The organism is Methyloprofundus sp. (assembly GCF_965251085.1).
Taxonomy (GTDB): domain Bacteria; phylum Pseudomonadota; class Gammaproteobacteria; order Methylococcales; family Methylomonadaceae; genus Methyloprofundus.
Genome location: NZ_OZ252594.1, coordinates 4,771,118 through 4,786,723 on the forward strand (window position 1 = coordinate 4,771,118; position 15,606 = coordinate 4,786,723).

At 38.6% G+C, this 15,606-nt stretch carries 20 protein-coding genes; all 20 read left to right on the forward strand.

The genetic code is table 11. The annotated features are described in order from the left end of the window. The first annotated feature begins 261 nt into the window (after positions 1-261). The 20 genes from ACQY3F_RS22495 (at position 262) to ACQY3F_RS22590 (ending at position 15,443) form a co-directional block, all read left to right on the forward strand. Positions 262-687 carry a DUF6524 family protein gene (locus ACQY3F_RS22495; protein ID WP_428357370.1) on the forward strand — a complete coding sequence of 142 codons (426 nt, stop codon included), beginning with the start codon at positions 262-264 and terminating at the stop codon, positions 685-687. A 433-nt stretch (positions 688-1,120) separates the two neighbouring features. After that, on the forward strand, positions 1,121-3,622 hold the full coding sequence (locus tag ACQY3F_RS22500) for a hypothetical protein (protein WP_428357372.1): 2,502 nt from the start codon (positions 1,121-1,123) through the stop codon (positions 3,620-3,622). A 12-nt stretch (positions 3,623-3,634) separates the two neighbouring features. Next, positions 3,635-3,973, forward strand: coding sequence for a J domain-containing protein (locus ACQY3F_RS22505; RefSeq protein WP_428357373.1), 339 nt, complete (start codon positions 3,635-3,637; stop codon positions 3,971-3,973). Then, positions 3,970-4,629 carry a nucleotide exchange factor GrpE gene (locus ACQY3F_RS22510; RefSeq protein WP_428357375.1) on the forward strand — a complete coding sequence of 220 codons (660 nt, stop codon included), beginning with the start codon at positions 3,970-3,972 and terminating at the stop codon, positions 4,627-4,629. The genes ACQY3F_RS22505 and ACQY3F_RS22510 overlap by 4 nt, the downstream gene beginning before the upstream one ends. 3 nt (positions 4,630-4,632) lie before the next feature. After that, positions 4,633-6,393 (forward strand): Hsp70 family protein, encoded by a 1,761-nt coding sequence (locus ACQY3F_RS22515; protein WP_428357377.1) that lies wholly within the window; start codon positions 4,633-4,635, stop codon positions 6,391-6,393. 80 nt (positions 6,394-6,473) lie between these two features. Further along, positions 6,474-6,779, forward strand: coding sequence for a hypothetical protein (locus tag ACQY3F_RS22520; protein WP_428357379.1), 306 nt, complete (start codon positions 6,474-6,476; stop codon positions 6,777-6,779). 597 nt (positions 6,780-7,376) lie between these two features. Then, positions 7,377-7,619: a hypothetical protein gene (locus ACQY3F_RS22525; RefSeq protein ID WP_428357380.1), complete on the forward strand. Its 243-nt coding sequence runs from the start codon at positions 7,377-7,379 to the stop codon at positions 7,617-7,619. Further along, positions 7,612-7,956, forward strand: coding sequence for a type II toxin-antitoxin system PemK/MazF family toxin (locus ACQY3F_RS22530; protein ID WP_428357381.1), 345 nt, complete (start codon positions 7,612-7,614; stop codon positions 7,954-7,956). Before ACQY3F_RS22525 ends, ACQY3F_RS22530 begins: the two co-directional genes overlap by 8 nt. A 1,257-nt stretch (positions 7,957-9,213) precedes the next feature. Beyond that, positions 9,214-9,450 (forward strand): hypothetical protein, encoded by a 237-nt coding sequence (locus tag ACQY3F_RS22535; RefSeq protein WP_428357383.1) that lies wholly within the window; start codon positions 9,214-9,216, stop codon positions 9,448-9,450. Then, positions 9,440-9,688, forward strand: coding sequence for a nucleotidyltransferase domain-containing protein (locus ACQY3F_RS22540; RefSeq protein ID WP_428357385.1), 249 nt, complete (start codon positions 9,440-9,442; stop codon positions 9,686-9,688). The genes ACQY3F_RS22535 and ACQY3F_RS22540 overlap by 11 nt, the downstream gene beginning before the upstream one ends. A gap of 169 nt (positions 9,689-9,857) precedes the next feature. Then, positions 9,858-10,133 (forward strand): hypothetical protein, encoded by a 276-nt coding sequence (locus tag ACQY3F_RS22545; RefSeq protein WP_428357387.1) that lies wholly within the window; start codon positions 9,858-9,860, stop codon positions 10,131-10,133. 18 nt (positions 10,134-10,151) lie between these two features. Then, positions 10,152-10,451, forward strand: a complete 300-nt coding sequence (locus tag ACQY3F_RS22550; RefSeq protein ID WP_428357389.1) for a nucleotidyltransferase domain-containing protein — start codon at positions 10,152-10,154, stop codon at positions 10,449-10,451. Beyond that, positions 10,448-10,948, forward strand: a complete 501-nt coding sequence (locus tag ACQY3F_RS22555; RefSeq protein ID WP_428357391.1) for a hypothetical protein — start codon at positions 10,448-10,450, stop codon at positions 10,946-10,948. Before ACQY3F_RS22550 ends, ACQY3F_RS22555 begins: the two co-directional genes overlap by 4 nt. A gap of 467 nt (positions 10,949-11,415) precedes the next feature. Next, positions 11,416-11,652: a hypothetical protein gene (locus ACQY3F_RS22560; RefSeq protein ID WP_428357392.1), complete on the forward strand. Its 237-nt coding sequence runs from the start codon at positions 11,416-11,418 to the stop codon at positions 11,650-11,652. After that, positions 11,642-12,070 (forward strand): type VII toxin-antitoxin system MntA family adenylyltransferase antitoxin, encoded by a 429-nt coding sequence (mntA, locus tag ACQY3F_RS22565; protein WP_428357393.1) that lies wholly within the window; start codon positions 11,642-11,644, stop codon positions 12,068-12,070. Before ACQY3F_RS22560 ends, mntA begins: the two co-directional genes overlap by 11 nt. Then, positions 12,063-12,479, forward strand: coding sequence for a type VII toxin-antitoxin system HepT family RNase toxin (hepT, locus tag ACQY3F_RS22570; protein WP_428357395.1), 417 nt, complete (start codon positions 12,063-12,065; stop codon positions 12,477-12,479). The genes mntA and hepT overlap by 8 nt, the downstream gene beginning before the upstream one ends. A 126-nt stretch (positions 12,480-12,605) precedes the next feature. After that, positions 12,606-13,934, forward strand: coding sequence for an RNA-binding domain-containing protein (locus tag ACQY3F_RS22575; RefSeq protein ID WP_428357397.1), 1,329 nt, complete (start codon positions 12,606-12,608; stop codon positions 13,932-13,934). Beyond that, complete coding sequence (locus tag ACQY3F_RS22580) at positions 13,927-14,142, forward strand: hypothetical protein (protein ID WP_428357398.1); 216 nt, start codon at positions 13,927-13,929, stop codon at positions 14,140-14,142. Before ACQY3F_RS22575 ends, ACQY3F_RS22580 begins: the two co-directional genes overlap by 8 nt. Positions 14,143-14,499: 357 nt before the next feature. Next, complete coding sequence (locus ACQY3F_RS22585) at positions 14,500-14,895, forward strand: sugar 3,4-ketoisomerase (RefSeq protein ID WP_428357400.1); 396 nt, start codon at positions 14,500-14,502, stop codon at positions 14,893-14,895. Continuing rightward, positions 14,892-15,443 (forward strand): acyltransferase, encoded by a 552-nt coding sequence (locus ACQY3F_RS22590; protein WP_428357401.1) that lies wholly within the window; start codon positions 14,892-14,894, stop codon positions 15,441-15,443. The genes ACQY3F_RS22585 and ACQY3F_RS22590 overlap by 4 nt, the downstream gene beginning before the upstream one ends. Positions 15,444-15,606 lie beyond the last annotated feature (163 nt).

Genomic DNA, 15,606 nt, shown 5'->3' on the forward strand with positions numbered 1-15,606 from the left:
CCCAACCTACGTATAATACTTTCATAGTTTCTTAGGAGCGAGAATTCAATACTACCCGAGTCTGCCAAAATCCTACGTCATACTTGCGGACATTATAAAATCCTCGCTCCTTAGAGTGGACTTTAAAACCCCGGCAATCATTAGCTTTCGTGGCCTTGATTGTTGGGTTTCGTACCTCTACCCAACCTACAAAAAACACTTTTACAGTCTCTGAACCCCAATTCCTATTTAATAAAATACTTTTTTATTTAGAATACTATCATGAATAAATTTAACTTTGTAAGTTTTACACTTCGCCTTCTGGGCACTATCGCCCTTGTCTTATTAACCTATAACCCGACGGGGTATTCCTATTTTCACTGGGTTCAAGATTCGCTGATACCTCAAGGGACAGGGTTCGGTGCTGAGCATGCATTTTCCGGTGTGGTTATGTTGATAGGCTGGACTATTTTAATCAGGTCAACTTTACAGTCTTTGGGCGCACTGGGTTTGATTCTGGCGGCTGCTTTTATTGGTACGCTGGTCTGGTTAATGACAAGCTATGGTATCGTTGAAGTCGAATCCTCCACGGCTATTACCTGGGCAGCGTTACTGAGTCTGGCTACCCTGCTGGCAATAGGGATGTCTTGGTCACATATACGTAGACGCTTAACCGGGCAGGTTGATGTAGATGATGTAGGTGATTGAACTTAGTCGCTATAAGCAAGGCCTTGAGGGTACCCAGACGACCCCGGAACTCAGTTCGCCAAATATTCGTCCCCTGATGCTGGGTTGCGTAAAGTCCAGCAATATATAGGCATACGATAGCATCTAAGGCATCTTCATTGCTTTTTAGGGCTTGTCCTCTTAATATTGTGATTCTTGCTGGATCAACTACCTGGTTGTTATCTTTATCCTAGAAAAATCAGTTGAGCGCGAATTTATAGTGCAAGATGTTGAATTAATATAACACTTTCAAAAAATCTTAGCTTCACCCATAGGTTAAGCGGGTATTTTTTGGTAGTGCGGTGGAATCAAGAGCTTGTGCTAGAGGCCGTGAGCAACTGATTTTTCTTGGATCATTATAATGCTAGATACTTTATAATTGTTGGTGTCTTTTTTACCTAATTTGTTAGTTTCAATGAATAAACAATCATCTATTCCGGGTTTGCTAGATCATGAGCTTGTAGTACAAGCGGAATCTCTACAAAAAAAAGCGCAATACAAAGAAGCTATAAAACTGTACAAGAAATTATTACAGGATACTGCTAACCAGGTATATCGGGATAATCTTGCTTATTGTTATGTACAGCGGGCAATAGGGTTTGCAGCAAAAGGTATGTATCCGGAAGCGCTAGCCTTGTGGGAAAATCATATTGCTTTTGCACAGCCGCCTTATGCAGCACAGGATCAATATATAGTCTGGCAAATACAATGCAGTAGTGCGGAGAAAATTGCAGCCAGTTTAAAGCAATTAAGTGCGCAGCAATTAGATAAGCAATACCCTGCGCTAGCAAGCGTATTGGGTTTTCTAATGTTGACAAAGCATCCTGAATTCGAGCAATTATTAGCACAGGATTCTGCGTTAATAGCACACTTTAAAATTATCCAGACGGCATTACAGGCTTTTCGAGACAACCGTATTGATACATTTAATGAAGCTTTAAAGCAGCTACCCTACCGCTCTGCCTTTAGAGATTTTCGTACCTTGTGTGGTGCCATCACCGCATTGTCTGGTTCATCAACTCAAGCGCAGACACTTTTAAGCAAAATTCCTGCAAACTCACCTTATGCGCAATTTGCAAAGCTATTACATGCTTGCACTAAAGAGGGTGCCGAACTTGCGTATGAACTGGTAAAGCTAAATCATCAGCAAGATCGGTTTATTGCTGAGATAAAAGACCTGAGTAAAAAACAACTGGATTTTATACAGCACTTTAGCCGTCAATATGAACAGTTATCTGACAAGGTGGAATTTAATCTGGCAATACAATATAAAGATTTGATTGGGGTTGATACCGCTCAGCCTTTTTGCCAGACCTTATTAGCCAGCTATCCTGCGGGTAATAAAGACTTTATCAAACATTTTGGCGAGCCGAGTGAATTTGAAGAGAATCGGGTTAAAGCTTTACTCTGCGAACAGGATAATAATCTGTATGATGCGGATTATTACTGGAAACAATGCATCGCTATTCTTGAAAATAACGTCGCCAAAAATGCCTTACAAATTGCCTTGATATTACAGCGTATGGCAACAAGAGAACCCGAGGCTGATAAACGCACTGAGTTATTAATTCAAAGCGTGCAGTACGATCCGGATAATCGTAATACCTATCTGCAAATTATTCACCACTATAGCCAGCAGAAGACTGCAAAAGACTATAAGTTTTGGTTAAATAAAACGCTAGAAAAATTTCCGCAAGATGTAGAAGTATTAACCCAGGAAGTTAAAGCCGCAACGCGAAATAAGACCTATAAAAAAGCCAGTCAGTACGCCAACAAAATACTAGGCATAGACCCGCTCAATACCTTTGCCAAACAAACGTTATTTTCCAGTCACCTGGCGCACGCCCGGCGATTAATGCGGGATAAAAACTTTTCGCTGGTGGCAAAAGAAATGAGCAAAGCAGAACAGCTCAATGCAGGTAAAGTCTATCAGAGGCAGTTGCAATTAATGCATGCGTTATTGTATTTTGCTGCTGAAGATAAGCAACAAGGTTTGCAAAAAATTACCACTGCACTCGCTGATTTGCATGCCGACCCCGTTAATATTCATTTTCAGGCTGGCGTAGAAACCATGCTGAATGGCTTGCCTGTGGCGACTGTTTTACGCGAGTTACCAGAGATAAAAGAACACTTATTAAGCAAGCAGGAATTGACTGAACTTATTCAACAGTTGAAGTTGTACGCTGTAGATAGTGACAACTGGGAATATGTACATAAGGCGCTGGATAAAATTAAAGCACCTTTAAAAAAATCAATTTCCGAGCAGGCTTATGCAGAAGAATTAATGCTAAGCCTGTGCCAGGTGTTGGATAGCTTAGATCATTTTGAACTATTACGCCATATTGCCCGAGTAGCTCAAGCGCAATGGAATAAGCCTATCTGGACCTATTATCGCGTCTATGCAGATAACAATGGTGAGGCCGAAGACTATAGCTACTGGGAAGTTCAACGTTTGCAGAATGCACACGAGCAAGCGACCGAAAATAAAGATTACCCAACCGCGATGTTGATTGATAAACTTCTGGATAGCTATTTTGAGGCACATCCAGAACGTGATATGGGTTTTCTTGAAGGATTATTTGGTGATTCCAGTGGAGCGATGAGTGATGAATTTGAAGACCCACTTGATGCACTATTTGGTCATCTCCCGGATCGGGTGATGATAGATCTCAATAACAAGTCAGAGTCATTAGTTAAAAAAATGACTCCAGAAAAGCTGTCTCAGGAACTAGCGCAACAGGTAGGGGGTGATAAACTTCTGTTTATGGCAATGATGGTAAATCCAGATGTATTTTCTGCTTTAATGATACTTCGAGCTGCTGATGAATTATCGATAGAAATTGATACAGATATTGAAGATGTCATAGAGGTTTTTGGCATAGATGAAAACGCAAGCGCCGCTCCTTGTCCTTTTTAAACACTGAATATTATGCAGACTCCTTACCAAATACTCGATGTTGCCGTTGATGCCAACGATGTCGAAATCAAGCAGGCTTATTTACAACAGGTTAAGAACAATCCGCCTGATCATAATCAACAACAGTTCCAGTTAATTCATGATGCATACAGCGCTATTAAAGATCATAAAAGCAGGGTAAGTCATGCCTTATTTACCTTGCCAACCGCTAACTTTGATAGTGTTTTGGATAAGCTATTACATACAGAACAAGCGCCTGACTTTAATGCCGAATCCTTACATAAATTATTAACTATCGATCTAGAAGATGCTAGCCTTATAAATGCTTTTACCCGCCCAGATAAGACATGACAACAGAAGCACAAAAAACTGAATTACTAGAAGAGTTGCAGAAGTATCTGCAGCAAAGTCGCCCAGAAACATTTGCTGCCGGAGAGCAACCTGATCTACATACTTTGCTAGCAGAATTGACTGGCTTAAAAACAGAAGTTAAAGCAGAATCCAGACAATTTAAAAATACTCTGGATACCTTAAGTTCTGCACTAGACACAGTTCAGCAAGATAATAAAACTCTCGCTGCCGAATTGCTTGCCAGTGAAGATCGACAGGCTCAGCAACAAGCTGAACAAATGCGTACTATGCTGCTGGAAATGGTAGATCTATATGATCGATTAAGCACAGGCGTCGATGTTTTAAACAACTATCGACCCGTGAATGCCTTGTTCAAACATTCTAAAACAAAAGACGTACAGTTTATCAAGCAGTTTAAACAAGGTCAGCAAATGACGCTTAGGCGCTTTGAACAAGTATTGCATCAGTATCAAGTGAGGGCGGTCGATTGCCTAGGCCGCAAGCTGGACCCTCTGACCATGACGGCAGTGGAAACCGAAGAGAATTTTGAACGGGAGCATGGCATAGTGCTGCAAGAATTACGCAAGGGCTTTTTGTATCAAGATCAGGTACTACGTCTGGCAGAAGTCAAAGTTAATAAAAGAACCACAGGATAATATATGAACGACACTATTATTGGCATAGATTTAGGCACGACTAACTCAGAAGTTTCCATTGTTGAAAATGGTAAGGTGAAAGTGATTGCCGATGGCGAGCAAAAAATGCTGCCATCTTTTGTGGGTATGGGTGATGACGGAAAAATTTTCGTGGGTGAAACTGCGCGTAATCAGTATCTGGTTTATCCTGAGCGAACCATTAAATCTATTAAACGCTTGATGGGGCAAGATACACATGTGGTATTAGCGGATCAAAGTTATACACCACAGGAAATATCCGCGATGATTCTTATGCGCCTGAAAGCGATTGCCGAAGCTTATTTAGGTCAAACGGTTAGTAAAGCGGTTATTACCGTACCCGCTTATTTTTCTGATGCACAACGCCAGGCCACCCGAGAAGCAGGAGAAATTGCCGGCTTAGAGGTGGTGCGGATGATTAACGAGCCGACTGCAGCAGCGCTTGCCTATGATACTCAGCAACCTGAATCGAGACATGTCTTAGTATACGATCTGGGAGGTGGAACCTTCGATGTTTCGGTCGTAAATATTGAATTGGGTGTGGTTGAAGTGCTGTCTAGTCATGGTGATAATCAACTGGGTGGTGATGATTTTGACCAGCAGATTGTAGAACATTTACTTGAACACTTGCAGGATAGCTATCAAGTCGATGTGCGCGCCCATAGTAAAGCGCTTGCACGTATTACTCGCGCAGCGGAACAGGCCAAGTTTTTACTTTCCGAGCAGCCCTATGCGCAGATCGATGAAGAATACTTACTGGAGCATGAAGGCGTTGCCATACATTTATCTTATGAGCTTTCCCGTATGGCCTATGAAGAGATGATTGATGATTATATTAATGCCACGTTGGATGCTGTACATATTGCATTAAAAGGCGCGAAATTCACCACGACCGATATAGATGAAATTATCCTGGTGGGTGGCTCAACACGCACACCTTGTATACGCGAGCGCTTGCTGAATGAGTTTGGCTTTGAGCCGCATAGCGAAGTCGATCCCGATTTATGTGTGACTATGGGGGCCGCTATTCAAGCAGCTATGATTGCTGGGCAGCAGGTAGATAAGGTATTGGTTGACGTTACACCTTATACCTATGGTACCAGTGCAATAGGAACACTGGATGGTGCGCCGTACCCCTTTATGTTCGTGCCTATTATTCATAAAAATACCGTGTTACCCAATCGCAAATCCGATGCTTTTGCGACCAGCTATGATGGTCAGGATGCGGTTGAAATTACGCTGTATCAGGGTGAAGACCCCGATGCGCTAAATAATGTCAAAATTGGTGAATTTCGGGTAGAAGGCTTGCTGGATGTTGCCGCAGGAAATGTCATTACATTAACGCTGGCTCTGGATCTGAATGGTTTGTTACAGGTATCAGCGCAGGAAAAAGAGACGGGTCTAGAGAAATCCATCAGCATTAAAAATGCCTTAGCTCAATTTGAAGGCGATTCATTAGATACCGCTAAACAACGTATCAGTTCATTATTAGGACAAATGGATCCACGTATTATTGAACAGCAACCATCTGAAGAAGTCGTGCAGACTGAGGCAGCGGAAATAATAACGGCACGCGCGTTAATTGTTAAAGCAGAGGGCTTGTTTGAGCAAGTCTCTAATGAAGACAAAGAAGATATGATCGATTTAATTGAAACGCTAAGCAATTGCATTGCTGCAAAAGATATTCAAGGATTGGATGATCCCTCCACACAATTGCAGGATATTATTTATTACCTGGAATCTTGATGCAACGTTGTCCCAGTTGTAATGCGCGCTTAAAAGACAGGATCATTTGTTCCCGATGTAAGGCAGATCTGAGTGCCTTAATGAATTCTGAACTAGCGGCGCAACAATGGATTCATAAAGCTTTGGAGTTCTATATAAATGAAGAGATAGAACAAAGTATTGCAGCTATAACGCTTTCAGTAAATATTCACAAATCTCACTTAACTTTTGCCTTGCGTGAGTTTATGATTGATCGGCAATGCCGGGCTATTTTGGATTTACTAGCAGAAAAACAAGTGCTGGAAGCAAAAAATCGTTTGTATACTGCTCGTATGTTATTGCCTTATAGTAAACTGTTACAGCAGTTAAATGCTTTTGCAGATTATTTACTGGTAAAGCCTGGTTAATATGTCCATCAATGCTTTGTTTGAAATACCAGGAGTACAATAGCTTTAGCTGTTGTTGTGAAAAAAATCTAAAGCTTTTTTACGCCTGCTTAAGCATATTCAGAACACCTTATCCCAATCTAATAAAATCAAAAGCATAGCAATTCATCAAAGATAATAAGGTGAGACTAAAATAGGTAGGATGCTGCTGAGGAACGAAGCGCATCTTCTCGCCTGTTTTCACAAGGTAATGAAGATGATAGTAAAACCGTAGGTTGGCGCTGAACTTGCGAAGCCCAACATGATATTGCACTGGGATTTTTGAGCTTCGTAACCTCAGCACCAACCTCATGAATCATTGGTATCAAGTTATTATCTTAGAATTCAGGTGGTCTGAACTTAATGTTAGAAATGCAGAGCGTGGAGATCTGTCAAGGTGTCCTGTATTTCGCGATTGATGCGTCTCCTATAACCTAAAATTGCTTTATTTATCACAAAGATAAAGCTGGCTGATCCCTTGCACCCCTTGATTCAAACTTGATTCAAAATATGCTTCACTCAGTCTTGATAGCTTTATCTAAAGTAAGTAAAATACTAAAGCAATCGCTGGAGTAAGTAATGAAAACGATTACATTAAAAACGGATGATACTTTTTTTGACAATGTGACTAATCTGGCGAAACATCTTCATCTTAGTAAAAGTGAGTTGATTCGTAGGGCTGTGGGAGAATATGAAGGGGCGGTGAAAAAACGAGAAATGAAAGAGCAGATGAAGCAGGCATCCTTACGTGTCCGCAATGCCAACAGTACAATCATCAAAGAGTTTGACAGCAGTATAGCCGACGGGTTAAAAGATGTTTGACAGGGGGAGTGTGTACTTGGCAAAACTGTATCCTTCCAAAGGTTATGAGCCTGGTAAAACAAAGCCTGTCTTGATTTTACAGACCAATATGCTCAATCATATTGGGCACACGACGATAATAATTGTCCCTCTTACAACGCAACTTATAGATGATGCTTACCCTTTACGATATCGTATTGCTAAACGGGACAGACTTATGCAAAATTCAGAACTGTTATGTGATCAAATCAGAGCCATAGATATAAATCGAGTACAAGCAGATAAATTGACATCTCTATCGGTTCAGGAGATGTTTGATGTTGAGCAGCAGATACAAGCTATTTTGAATTTTGAGTAGATTAAAGCAAAATTATCTCTAATATCTAAATACTTGGCACACTTTGCTTAACTCTAATTGAGGCTATAGGTATTTCTAGTTATTAACTTCCTCTCTTCTGAGCAGACTCATCATCGACTATTGGAGCCGGTCATATCATGCGTGACCTCGTCTTGGCAGGGCAATGTGAAGATGCAAATAACATCGTTGCAACACAAAACCTGCCTGGCAATATAAATCACAAAAGCGAAGAGAAGAATTATGAGGTAAATGCTCTAGAGTCTGGGTGAATTTATCTCAATATGAGAAGCTAAAAAATACCGATTTGATTGATCATATTAGTCGAGTTGGGGTTATTATTTATAACAAAGATCAAGCTGGCTGAGCCTAATACCGCTACCTGTAACGCATTAAAGTGTTGAATTACAACAATAAAGACTAAATGCTTGTCATGTTTTCTAAAATCATAGTCACTTTAAAAACAATGGCTTGAGCAGATGTATATTAATTTTGTGGTCCAATTTTTAATAAACAAAGTCCGTAAGCTATTGTTTATTACAGTCGCGGCCATTTTTAATCATGTATGAAATACGTAACCAATTGATTTAGTATAACTAAAATGACAGGTAGCGGTATTACTGGCTGAGCCCTTGATCCTATATGCATTAAATATTCCTGATTACGTATGACTCTCAGCCATAGTAAAATAAACGTAAATAATCAGTATGTTAACAAACTGGCCATTCCCCGAAGTCTACCCAGTCAAGCGTGGGCACAAGCTTTATTGGGAATCTATGCTTAACCAACTAGATTCCTGCTAGAAGCATGCAGGAATGACGAATTATAGCTGAGAGTTATGGGTAATCAGGTAAATGTTTAAATATTGAAATCAATCGAGTCCATTGGTTTTTGAAAACTGTAGGGCGTGGCTTCAGCCCGCCTTTAGAACAGATACCTGGCATTAGCGGGCTGAAGCCACGCCCTACCAATATATAATGTCCAGTCTTAAGTTCATAGCCAGAAAACATACACAAAGCTTTTAACAAGTAATTAATTTAGGGTATGAAAGTACATGTGGTGAAGCAAGGTGGGCATTATATAATTCCTGAACTGGAGCAAGCAGCAATAGAATTACAGTCTTTTTAGGCACCTGGAAATAAATAAGCGTCCAATATTTGGGCAGGGTTTTTGTTTGTCATCAGTGCTGTAGCAATAGGCGCATAGCTGGCTACGTAACTATTGCTACAGTGCTAATGATTGATAAAAAGACCAGCAAGGATGGATGATGTGTGTTTCCAGGTGCCTTATGTTGAAGTTGATCAAAACATTTCCGCTATTTTAAATAAACAGGCAACAAGCAATATTATCAGTCAATTGCAAGCACTCAATCAATCCTTAGGTGATGATTATTTAGCCTTTAAATTAAAATACCTACTTAAGTATTACAGCCACAAAACAACTAAAACAGACGATGACATGCTGACAGAAGCATTAATGGAAAAGTATGCAAAATAATAAATTTATTATCGATGTGAATATACAAGCAAGTCAAAAGCAAAGTTTGATTAATATAATACAATCAGCAAAAAATAATGCAGAAGTAGAAGTGCTTTGGTTATATGGCTCACGCGCGAGAAACAAGGCCAATATTAAGAGTGACTATGATTTGGCAGTAGCATTTAAAACGTATATTGAAGCCCCTGTAGAGCGTCGATTAAGGCCAGAAATACTCGCATTAGAATGGAATGATTAGCTTAATATACCCTTCAATTATAGATATTAATCAAGCACCATTACCACTAGCTTATGCTGTTGTCTTAGACAATACCCTGCTTTATAGTAAAAATAACTACCGTAGAATGATCGAAGAACAGAAAATTATGTCAAAATGGAAATAGATTACAGTTATCACAGAAAACATTATGCTTAATATTTTCGTCGATGCGATTCAACAACATGTGCAGGAAAGTGTGGAAGATTTAGACACGCTTCACGACATATTAAAGCAACGTTCATGGACGAGGGTAGAAAGGAAAGGGGCGGAAAGATTACTACAAACTTTAGTAGAGGCTTGTATAGGGGTATCTAAACACTGGTTGAAACAGCAAAATAAAGTATTAACAACGGATGCTTATGGCGTATTTAAGAAATTTATTGGGTTATGCACTTATGACTTGAATTCAGGTGTTATCAATTGAGTAATAACGAGGTTTAAAATGAGATTAATGGCGTGGCAGGTACAAACTATTCGACAAGTTGTCGCGGCATTAGCGGGGGGTAACGCACAGATAACTTTGTTTGGATCCAGAGTTGATGATGTAAAAAAAGGAGGGGATATTGATTTGCTCATAACTTTGCCAGAACCAGTGGGGCACCCTGCGGAATTATCAGCCAGAATAAGCGCTCAACTTATAAAACAATTTCAGGGTAGAAATGTAGATGTATTATTATCAGCCCCAAATTTAAGGGATTTATCAATACATATGATCGCAAAGAAAAAAGGGATAGCCCTATGAAACTGAGCGTAGATAATGAAGATAAACTTGAAAGATTACTATTTTTAAGTAGAGTGGTAAAAAAAGAAATTCATCACTTGAATTATTCAGCTGATAAGGTATTTAATGATGCCTTTACTGAAGAACGTGCAAAACGATTAGCAAGTGACGAAGTTCTTGCTGAGCAGGTTGAGGCGTTTACAAGTCGGTTCTGTCGATTACAAGACACCATTGGCGACAAGCTTTTACCCGCATGGTTAGATGCATTAGGCGAAAAAACAAGTGTAGCAATTGATAACCTAGATAAAGCTGAAAAAATGGGTGTATTACCTTCAGTTGAACAGTGGCTAACAGTGCGCCAATTAAGAAACCAAATGATCCATGAATATATCGAAGACTTAACTATTTTAGCGGATGCATTACAAACAGCTTATAGCTATCTTGAATTTATTGTGGATGTCGGGGAATCGATTATTAAAGACCTAGAAAATAGAATGACTAAAACAAAAGTGCTCTGAGCCCTTCAGGGCAGAATGAAGAGAATAAAATAAAATTAGATTTTTATAATCTTTATCCAGCCTTCTTACGGTGGGAAAGGAGTTTATAGTTAATCGAGAGAAGTTAGCAATTAGATGTTATCTCGTTTCCATGCTTATGATTTAAAAAAGAGTCCTTTTGTTGGGGAAGTTGGTTAATTAAAGATAATACACCAAAATCAACGGCTATAGAATCCGCACTGCAAGTTTATGAGTTTGGTTTTGGTGAACTAGTGTTTCTACAAGTGGTGAAACAAGACGGACATTATATAATTCCTGAACTGGAGCAAGCAGCAATAGAGTTACAGTCTTTTTAGGTGCCTGGAAAGAAATAAGCGTCCAATATTTGGGCAGGGTTTTTGTTTGTCATCAGTGCTGTAGCAATAGGCGCATAGCTGGCTACGTCACTATTGCTACAGTGCTAATGATTGATAAAAAGACCAGCAAGGATGGATGATGTGTGTTTCCAGGTGCCTTATGTCGAAGTTGATCAAAACATTTCCGCTATTTTAAATAAACAGGCAACAAGCAATATTATCAGTCAATTGCAAGCACTCAATCAATCCTTAGGTGATGATTATTTAGCCTTTAAATTAAAACACCTACCTAAGTATTACAGCTATAACACCAATCAAACAGACGATGATATACTAACAGAAGCATTAATGGAAAAGCATGTACAATAATAAATTTATTATCGATGTGAATATACAAGCAAGTCAAAAGCAAAGTTTGATTAATATAATACAATTAGCAAAAAATAATGCAGAAGTAGAAGTGCTTTGGTTATATGGCTCACGAGCGAGAAACAAGGCCAATAATGAGAGCGACTATGATTTAGCGGTAGCATTTAAAACGTATATTGAAGACCCCATAGAGCGTCGATTAAGGCCAGAAATACTTGTATTAGAATGGCATGAAAAGCTTAATATACCCTTGTCAATCATAGATATTAATCAAGCACCATTACCGCTAGCTTACACTGTTGTCTTAGACAATACCCTGCTTTATAGTAAAAATAACTACCGTAGAATGATCGAAGAACAGAAAATTATGTCAAAATGGGAAATAGATTACTGTTATCACAGAAAACATTATGCTTAATATTTACGTCGATGCTATTCAACAACATGTGCAGGAAAGTGTGGAAGATTTAGACACGCTTCACGACATATTAAAGCAACGTTCATGGACGAGGGTAGAAAGGAAAGGGGCGGAAAGATTACTACAAACTTTAGTAGAGGCTTGTATAGGGGTATCCAGGCACTGGTTGAAACAGCAAAATAAAGTATTACCAACGGATGCTTATGGCGTATTTAAGAAATTAATGGAGTTACAATTAATACCTACCGAGGATGCACAGGAATGGCAAAGGATTATCGGCATGAGAAATGCAATTGTGCATGACTATTTAAATTTAGATGAAAAAATAATAAAAACTATTGTAGTTGATAAAATGTATCTTAAGCTCCAGGATTTTGCATTAAATATAAGTGCTAAATTAAACAATTGAATTGTAAGTCCGTAGAATTTGGTGAGGCACGAACCCCAAGGTTGAAAAGTAACGTCTTCTTTTTTATCCGTGATTCCAATACAATTAAAGGGTAGCGTCCCCTTTGTTCCTGATTTGTGAAGTTATATGATTGAAACAGATAGAATAGAGTTTAAAGAAATATTGACTGAAACCTTAGAAAAAGAGGTTGTTGCATTTTTAAACTATAGGCAAGGCGGTGTTATCTATTTAGGGATTGATAAAAATGGTAAAATGGTAGGTATCAAAGATACTGATGCTACACAGCTTAAAATCAAAGATAGATTAAAAAATAATATAGCGCCATCTTGTATGGGCTTATTTGACATCGAAGTAGAAGAAAAACAGAGTAAACATATTATCAAAATAACCCTGGCAAGTGGTAGTGAAACCCCCTACTATCTTAAAAAACAGGGAATGTCCTCTCGTGGCTGTTTTGTACGCCTGGGTTCTGCATCAGAGCCAATGTCAACGCAGATGATAGAAGAACTATTTTCAAGTCGAACAAGAAACTCTATTGGTAAAATCAGATCAAACAGACAAGATCTGACCTTTGAGCAACTTAAAATTTATTATGAAGCAAGAGGCTTGAAGCTCAATGATCAATTTGCATCGAATTTAGAACTTTTAACGGCAAATAATGAATTTAACTATGTAGCTTATCTTATGGCAGATAGCAATGGAACCTCCATAAAAGTTGCCAAATACGAAGGAATAACAAGAGTAAACCTTGTAGAAAATAACGAGTATGGGTACTGCTCCCTGATGAAGTCAACCAAACAAGTGTTAGAAAAATTAGAACTTGAGAATAAAACAGCAACACTGATAACGTCAAAAGAGAGAATTAACCAAAAATTATGGAATCCTGTTGCACTCAGAGAAGCGGTTATTAACGCCATAGTACATAATGACTATACGCGAGAGTTAACCCCGACTTTTGAGATATTTGATGATCGGCTAGAGATAACATCAGCAAACGGCTTATCGACAGGGATTGATAATGAAGATTTTTTTAAAGGATTCTCCATTCCTGTCAACCGAGAAATAATGAGGATATATAAAGACTTAGATATGGTAGAACAGCTTGGTTCTGGTATGCCTAGAATCTTATCTTATTATACAAAAAAGAGCTTTGATTTTAGTAATAACTTTTTGAGAATAACCTTCTCTATCAATGATGAACCGATAGAAAATAGTGGCTCAATGGGTGGCTCAATGGGTGGCTCAATAGGTGGCTCAATAAATCTAACACCGAGACAACAAGAAGTTCTGGAGATTATAAAAAGAGATAAAAAAATTAGCTATAGGGCTATGGCAGAACAACTAGATATTAATGAATCTGCAATAAAAAAGCATCTCAATAAGCTAAAAGAGAAAAACCTCTTAAAGAGAGTCGGTGGTACTCGAGGGTATTGGGAGCTTATTAATAATGATTAAAAACATTCTCTTCCGAGCAGACTCATCATTGAATATTGGGACCCGTCATATCATGCGTGACCTAGTCTTGGCAGAGCAATTTGAAGATGCAAATATCATCTTTGCAACACAAAACCTGCCTGGCAATATAAATCACAAAAGCGAAGAGAAGAATTATGAGGTAAATGCTCTAGAGTCAGGGTGGATTTATCTCAATATGAGAAGCTAAAAAATACCAATTTGAATGATCACATTAATCGGGTTGGGGTTATTATTTATCTCTAGCAGTTAGAGGTTTTCTCGTTCCCATGCTCCAGCGTGGGAATGCAGATTGTGACGCTCAGCGTCACGGAACGCAGAGCATTCCTGTATAAATTTCCACGGAGACCTTGGGAACTAGCCAAGTGAAGTTAGAAGTTAAATATAAAAACAAAAATGACACAGAAAGACATTGCATTAATTACAGACGTTACAGGCCAGGAAAGCACATATCTTTCCGGGTTTCTGTTAAAGAAAGGCTATATTGTCCATGGTATGAAACGCAGTAGTTCTATGAAACCATAGAAATGGTACTTTAAAAAATATTATGATTTGTAAATTAATTGATTTTAAAATAATGGGCGACGAACGTAGCTCTTTAATTGCATTAGAAGAAAATAACAATACCCCCTTTGATATTAAACGGGTCTATTATATTTTTGGAACAAAGTCTGGAGTACGCCGAGGCTTTCATGCGCATAAGGACTTAAAGCAGATAGCAATTTGTGTGAGTGCCAGTTGTAAGTTTCATCTGGATGATGGCAAGAATAAAAATGAAATACTTCCGGATTCGCCCAATCAAGGACTATTAATTGAAGGGCTAATCTGGCGAGAAATGTACGATTTTAGTCCTGATTGTGTGCTGATGGTAGTTGCAAGTGAGTATTACGATAACGATGATTATATTAAAGACTACGAAACTTTTTTGAAGGAGTTGGAATGATACATCAGTTAGCGGATGTTCATACGAGTGATATTGGGAATAATACTAATATCTGGCAGTTTTGTGTTGTTTTAGAAAAAGCAAAAATTGGTAATAATTGTAATATTAATGCCCAGTGTTTAATCGAAAATGATGTGCTGATTGGTGATAATGTTACAGTAAAAAGTGGTGTTCAAATTTGGGATGGTATCCAGCTTGAAGATAATACTTTTATTGGCCCAAATGTTACGTTTACAAATGATTTTTTACCTAGATCCAAGCGATACCCAAATGCTTTTCTTAAAACAGTAATACAGAAAAATGCCTCAATTGGAGCAAACAGCACTATCATTGGGGGTATTACCATTGGAGAAAATGCAATGATTGGGGCGGGTAGCGTTGTAACTAAAGATATACCAAGACATGCATTGGTTTATGGTAATCCGGCAAAATTCCATGGCTATGTTTGTGAGTGTGGTGAAAAATTAAAAGACTTCGCCTGTTCAAGTTGTAGAATAACATACCAATTGATGGATAATATTTTGAACAGAACAGAACCTAGCCGCTAATGACAATTTTTTTCATGCTTCAGGGAGAGTAGCATGAAAATGATACAAGGCAAAAATATTAACATGCGGACTGCTGTAATAGATGATGCCGCTTTTATTTTGCCACTCAGAATGCTTGAACATAAAAAAATATTTATCTCAAGTAGATAATGATGTACAAAAA

Bases quoted from the DNA above. Each gene is read 5' to 3' on its own strand.
- ACQY3F_RS22545 (WP_428357387.1), top strand. From the start codon at position 9,858: ATGCTTAATATTTTCGTCGATGCGATTCAACAACATGTGCAGGAAAGT.
- ACQY3F_RS22555 (WP_428357391.1), top strand. From the start codon at position 10,448: ATGAAACTGAGCGTAGATAATGAAGATAAACTTGAAAGATTACTATTT.
- ACQY3F_RS22550 (WP_428357389.1), top strand. From the start codon at position 10,152: ATGAGATTAATGGCGTGGCAGGTACAAACTATTCGACAAGTTGTCGCG.
- ACQY3F_RS22495 (WP_428357370.1), top strand. From the start codon at position 262: ATGAATAAATTTAACTTTGTAAGTTTTACACTTCGCCTTCTGGGCACT.
- ACQY3F_RS22580 (WP_428357398.1), top strand. From the start codon at position 13,927: ATGATTAAAAACATTCTCTTCCGAGCAGACTCATCATTGAATATTGGG.
- ACQY3F_RS22510 (WP_428357375.1), top strand. From the start codon at position 3,970: ATGACAACAGAAGCACAAAAAACTGAATTACTAGAAGAGTTGCAGAAG.
- ACQY3F_RS22515 (WP_428357377.1), top strand. From the start codon at position 4,633: ATGAACGACACTATTATTGGCATAGATTTAGGCACGACTAACTCAGAA.
- ACQY3F_RS22575 (WP_428357397.1), top strand. From the start codon at position 12,606: ATGATTGAAACAGATAGAATAGAGTTTAAAGAAATATTGACTGAAACC.
- ACQY3F_RS22520 (WP_428357379.1), top strand. From the start codon at position 6,474: ATGAATTCTGAACTAGCGGCGCAACAATGGATTCATAAAGCTTTGGAG.
- ACQY3F_RS22525 (WP_428357380.1), top strand. From the start codon at position 7,377: ATGAAAACGATTACATTAAAAACGGATGATACTTTTTTTGACAATGTG.
- ACQY3F_RS22500 (WP_428357372.1), top strand. From the start codon at position 1,121: ATGAATAAACAATCATCTATTCCGGGTTTGCTAGATCATGAGCTTGTA.
- mntA (WP_428357393.1), top strand. From the start codon at position 11,642: ATGTACAATAATAAATTTATTATCGATGTGAATATACAAGCAAGTCAA.
- hepT (WP_428357395.1), top strand. From the start codon at position 12,063: ATGCTTAATATTTACGTCGATGCTATTCAACAACATGTGCAGGAAAGT.
- ACQY3F_RS22535 (WP_428357383.1), top strand. From the start codon at position 9,214: ATGGATGATGTGTGTTTCCAGGTGCCTTATGTTGAAGTTGATCAAAAC.
- ACQY3F_RS22530 (WP_428357381.1), top strand. From the start codon at position 7,612: ATGTTTGACAGGGGGAGTGTGTACTTGGCAAAACTGTATCCTTCCAAA.
- ACQY3F_RS22540 (WP_428357385.1), top strand. From the start codon at position 9,440: ATGCAAAATAATAAATTTATTATCGATGTGAATATACAAGCAAGTCAA.
- ACQY3F_RS22590 (WP_428357401.1), top strand. From the start codon at position 14,892: ATGATACATCAGTTAGCGGATGTTCATACGAGTGATATTGGGAATAAT.
- ACQY3F_RS22505 (WP_428357373.1), top strand. From the start codon at position 3,635: ATGCAGACTCCTTACCAAATACTCGATGTTGCCGTTGATGCCAACGAT.
- ACQY3F_RS22560 (WP_428357392.1), top strand. From the start codon at position 11,416: ATGGATGATGTGTGTTTCCAGGTGCCTTATGTCGAAGTTGATCAAAAC.
- ACQY3F_RS22585 (WP_428357400.1), top strand. From the start codon at position 14,500: ATGATTTGTAAATTAATTGATTTTAAAATAATGGGCGACGAACGTAGC.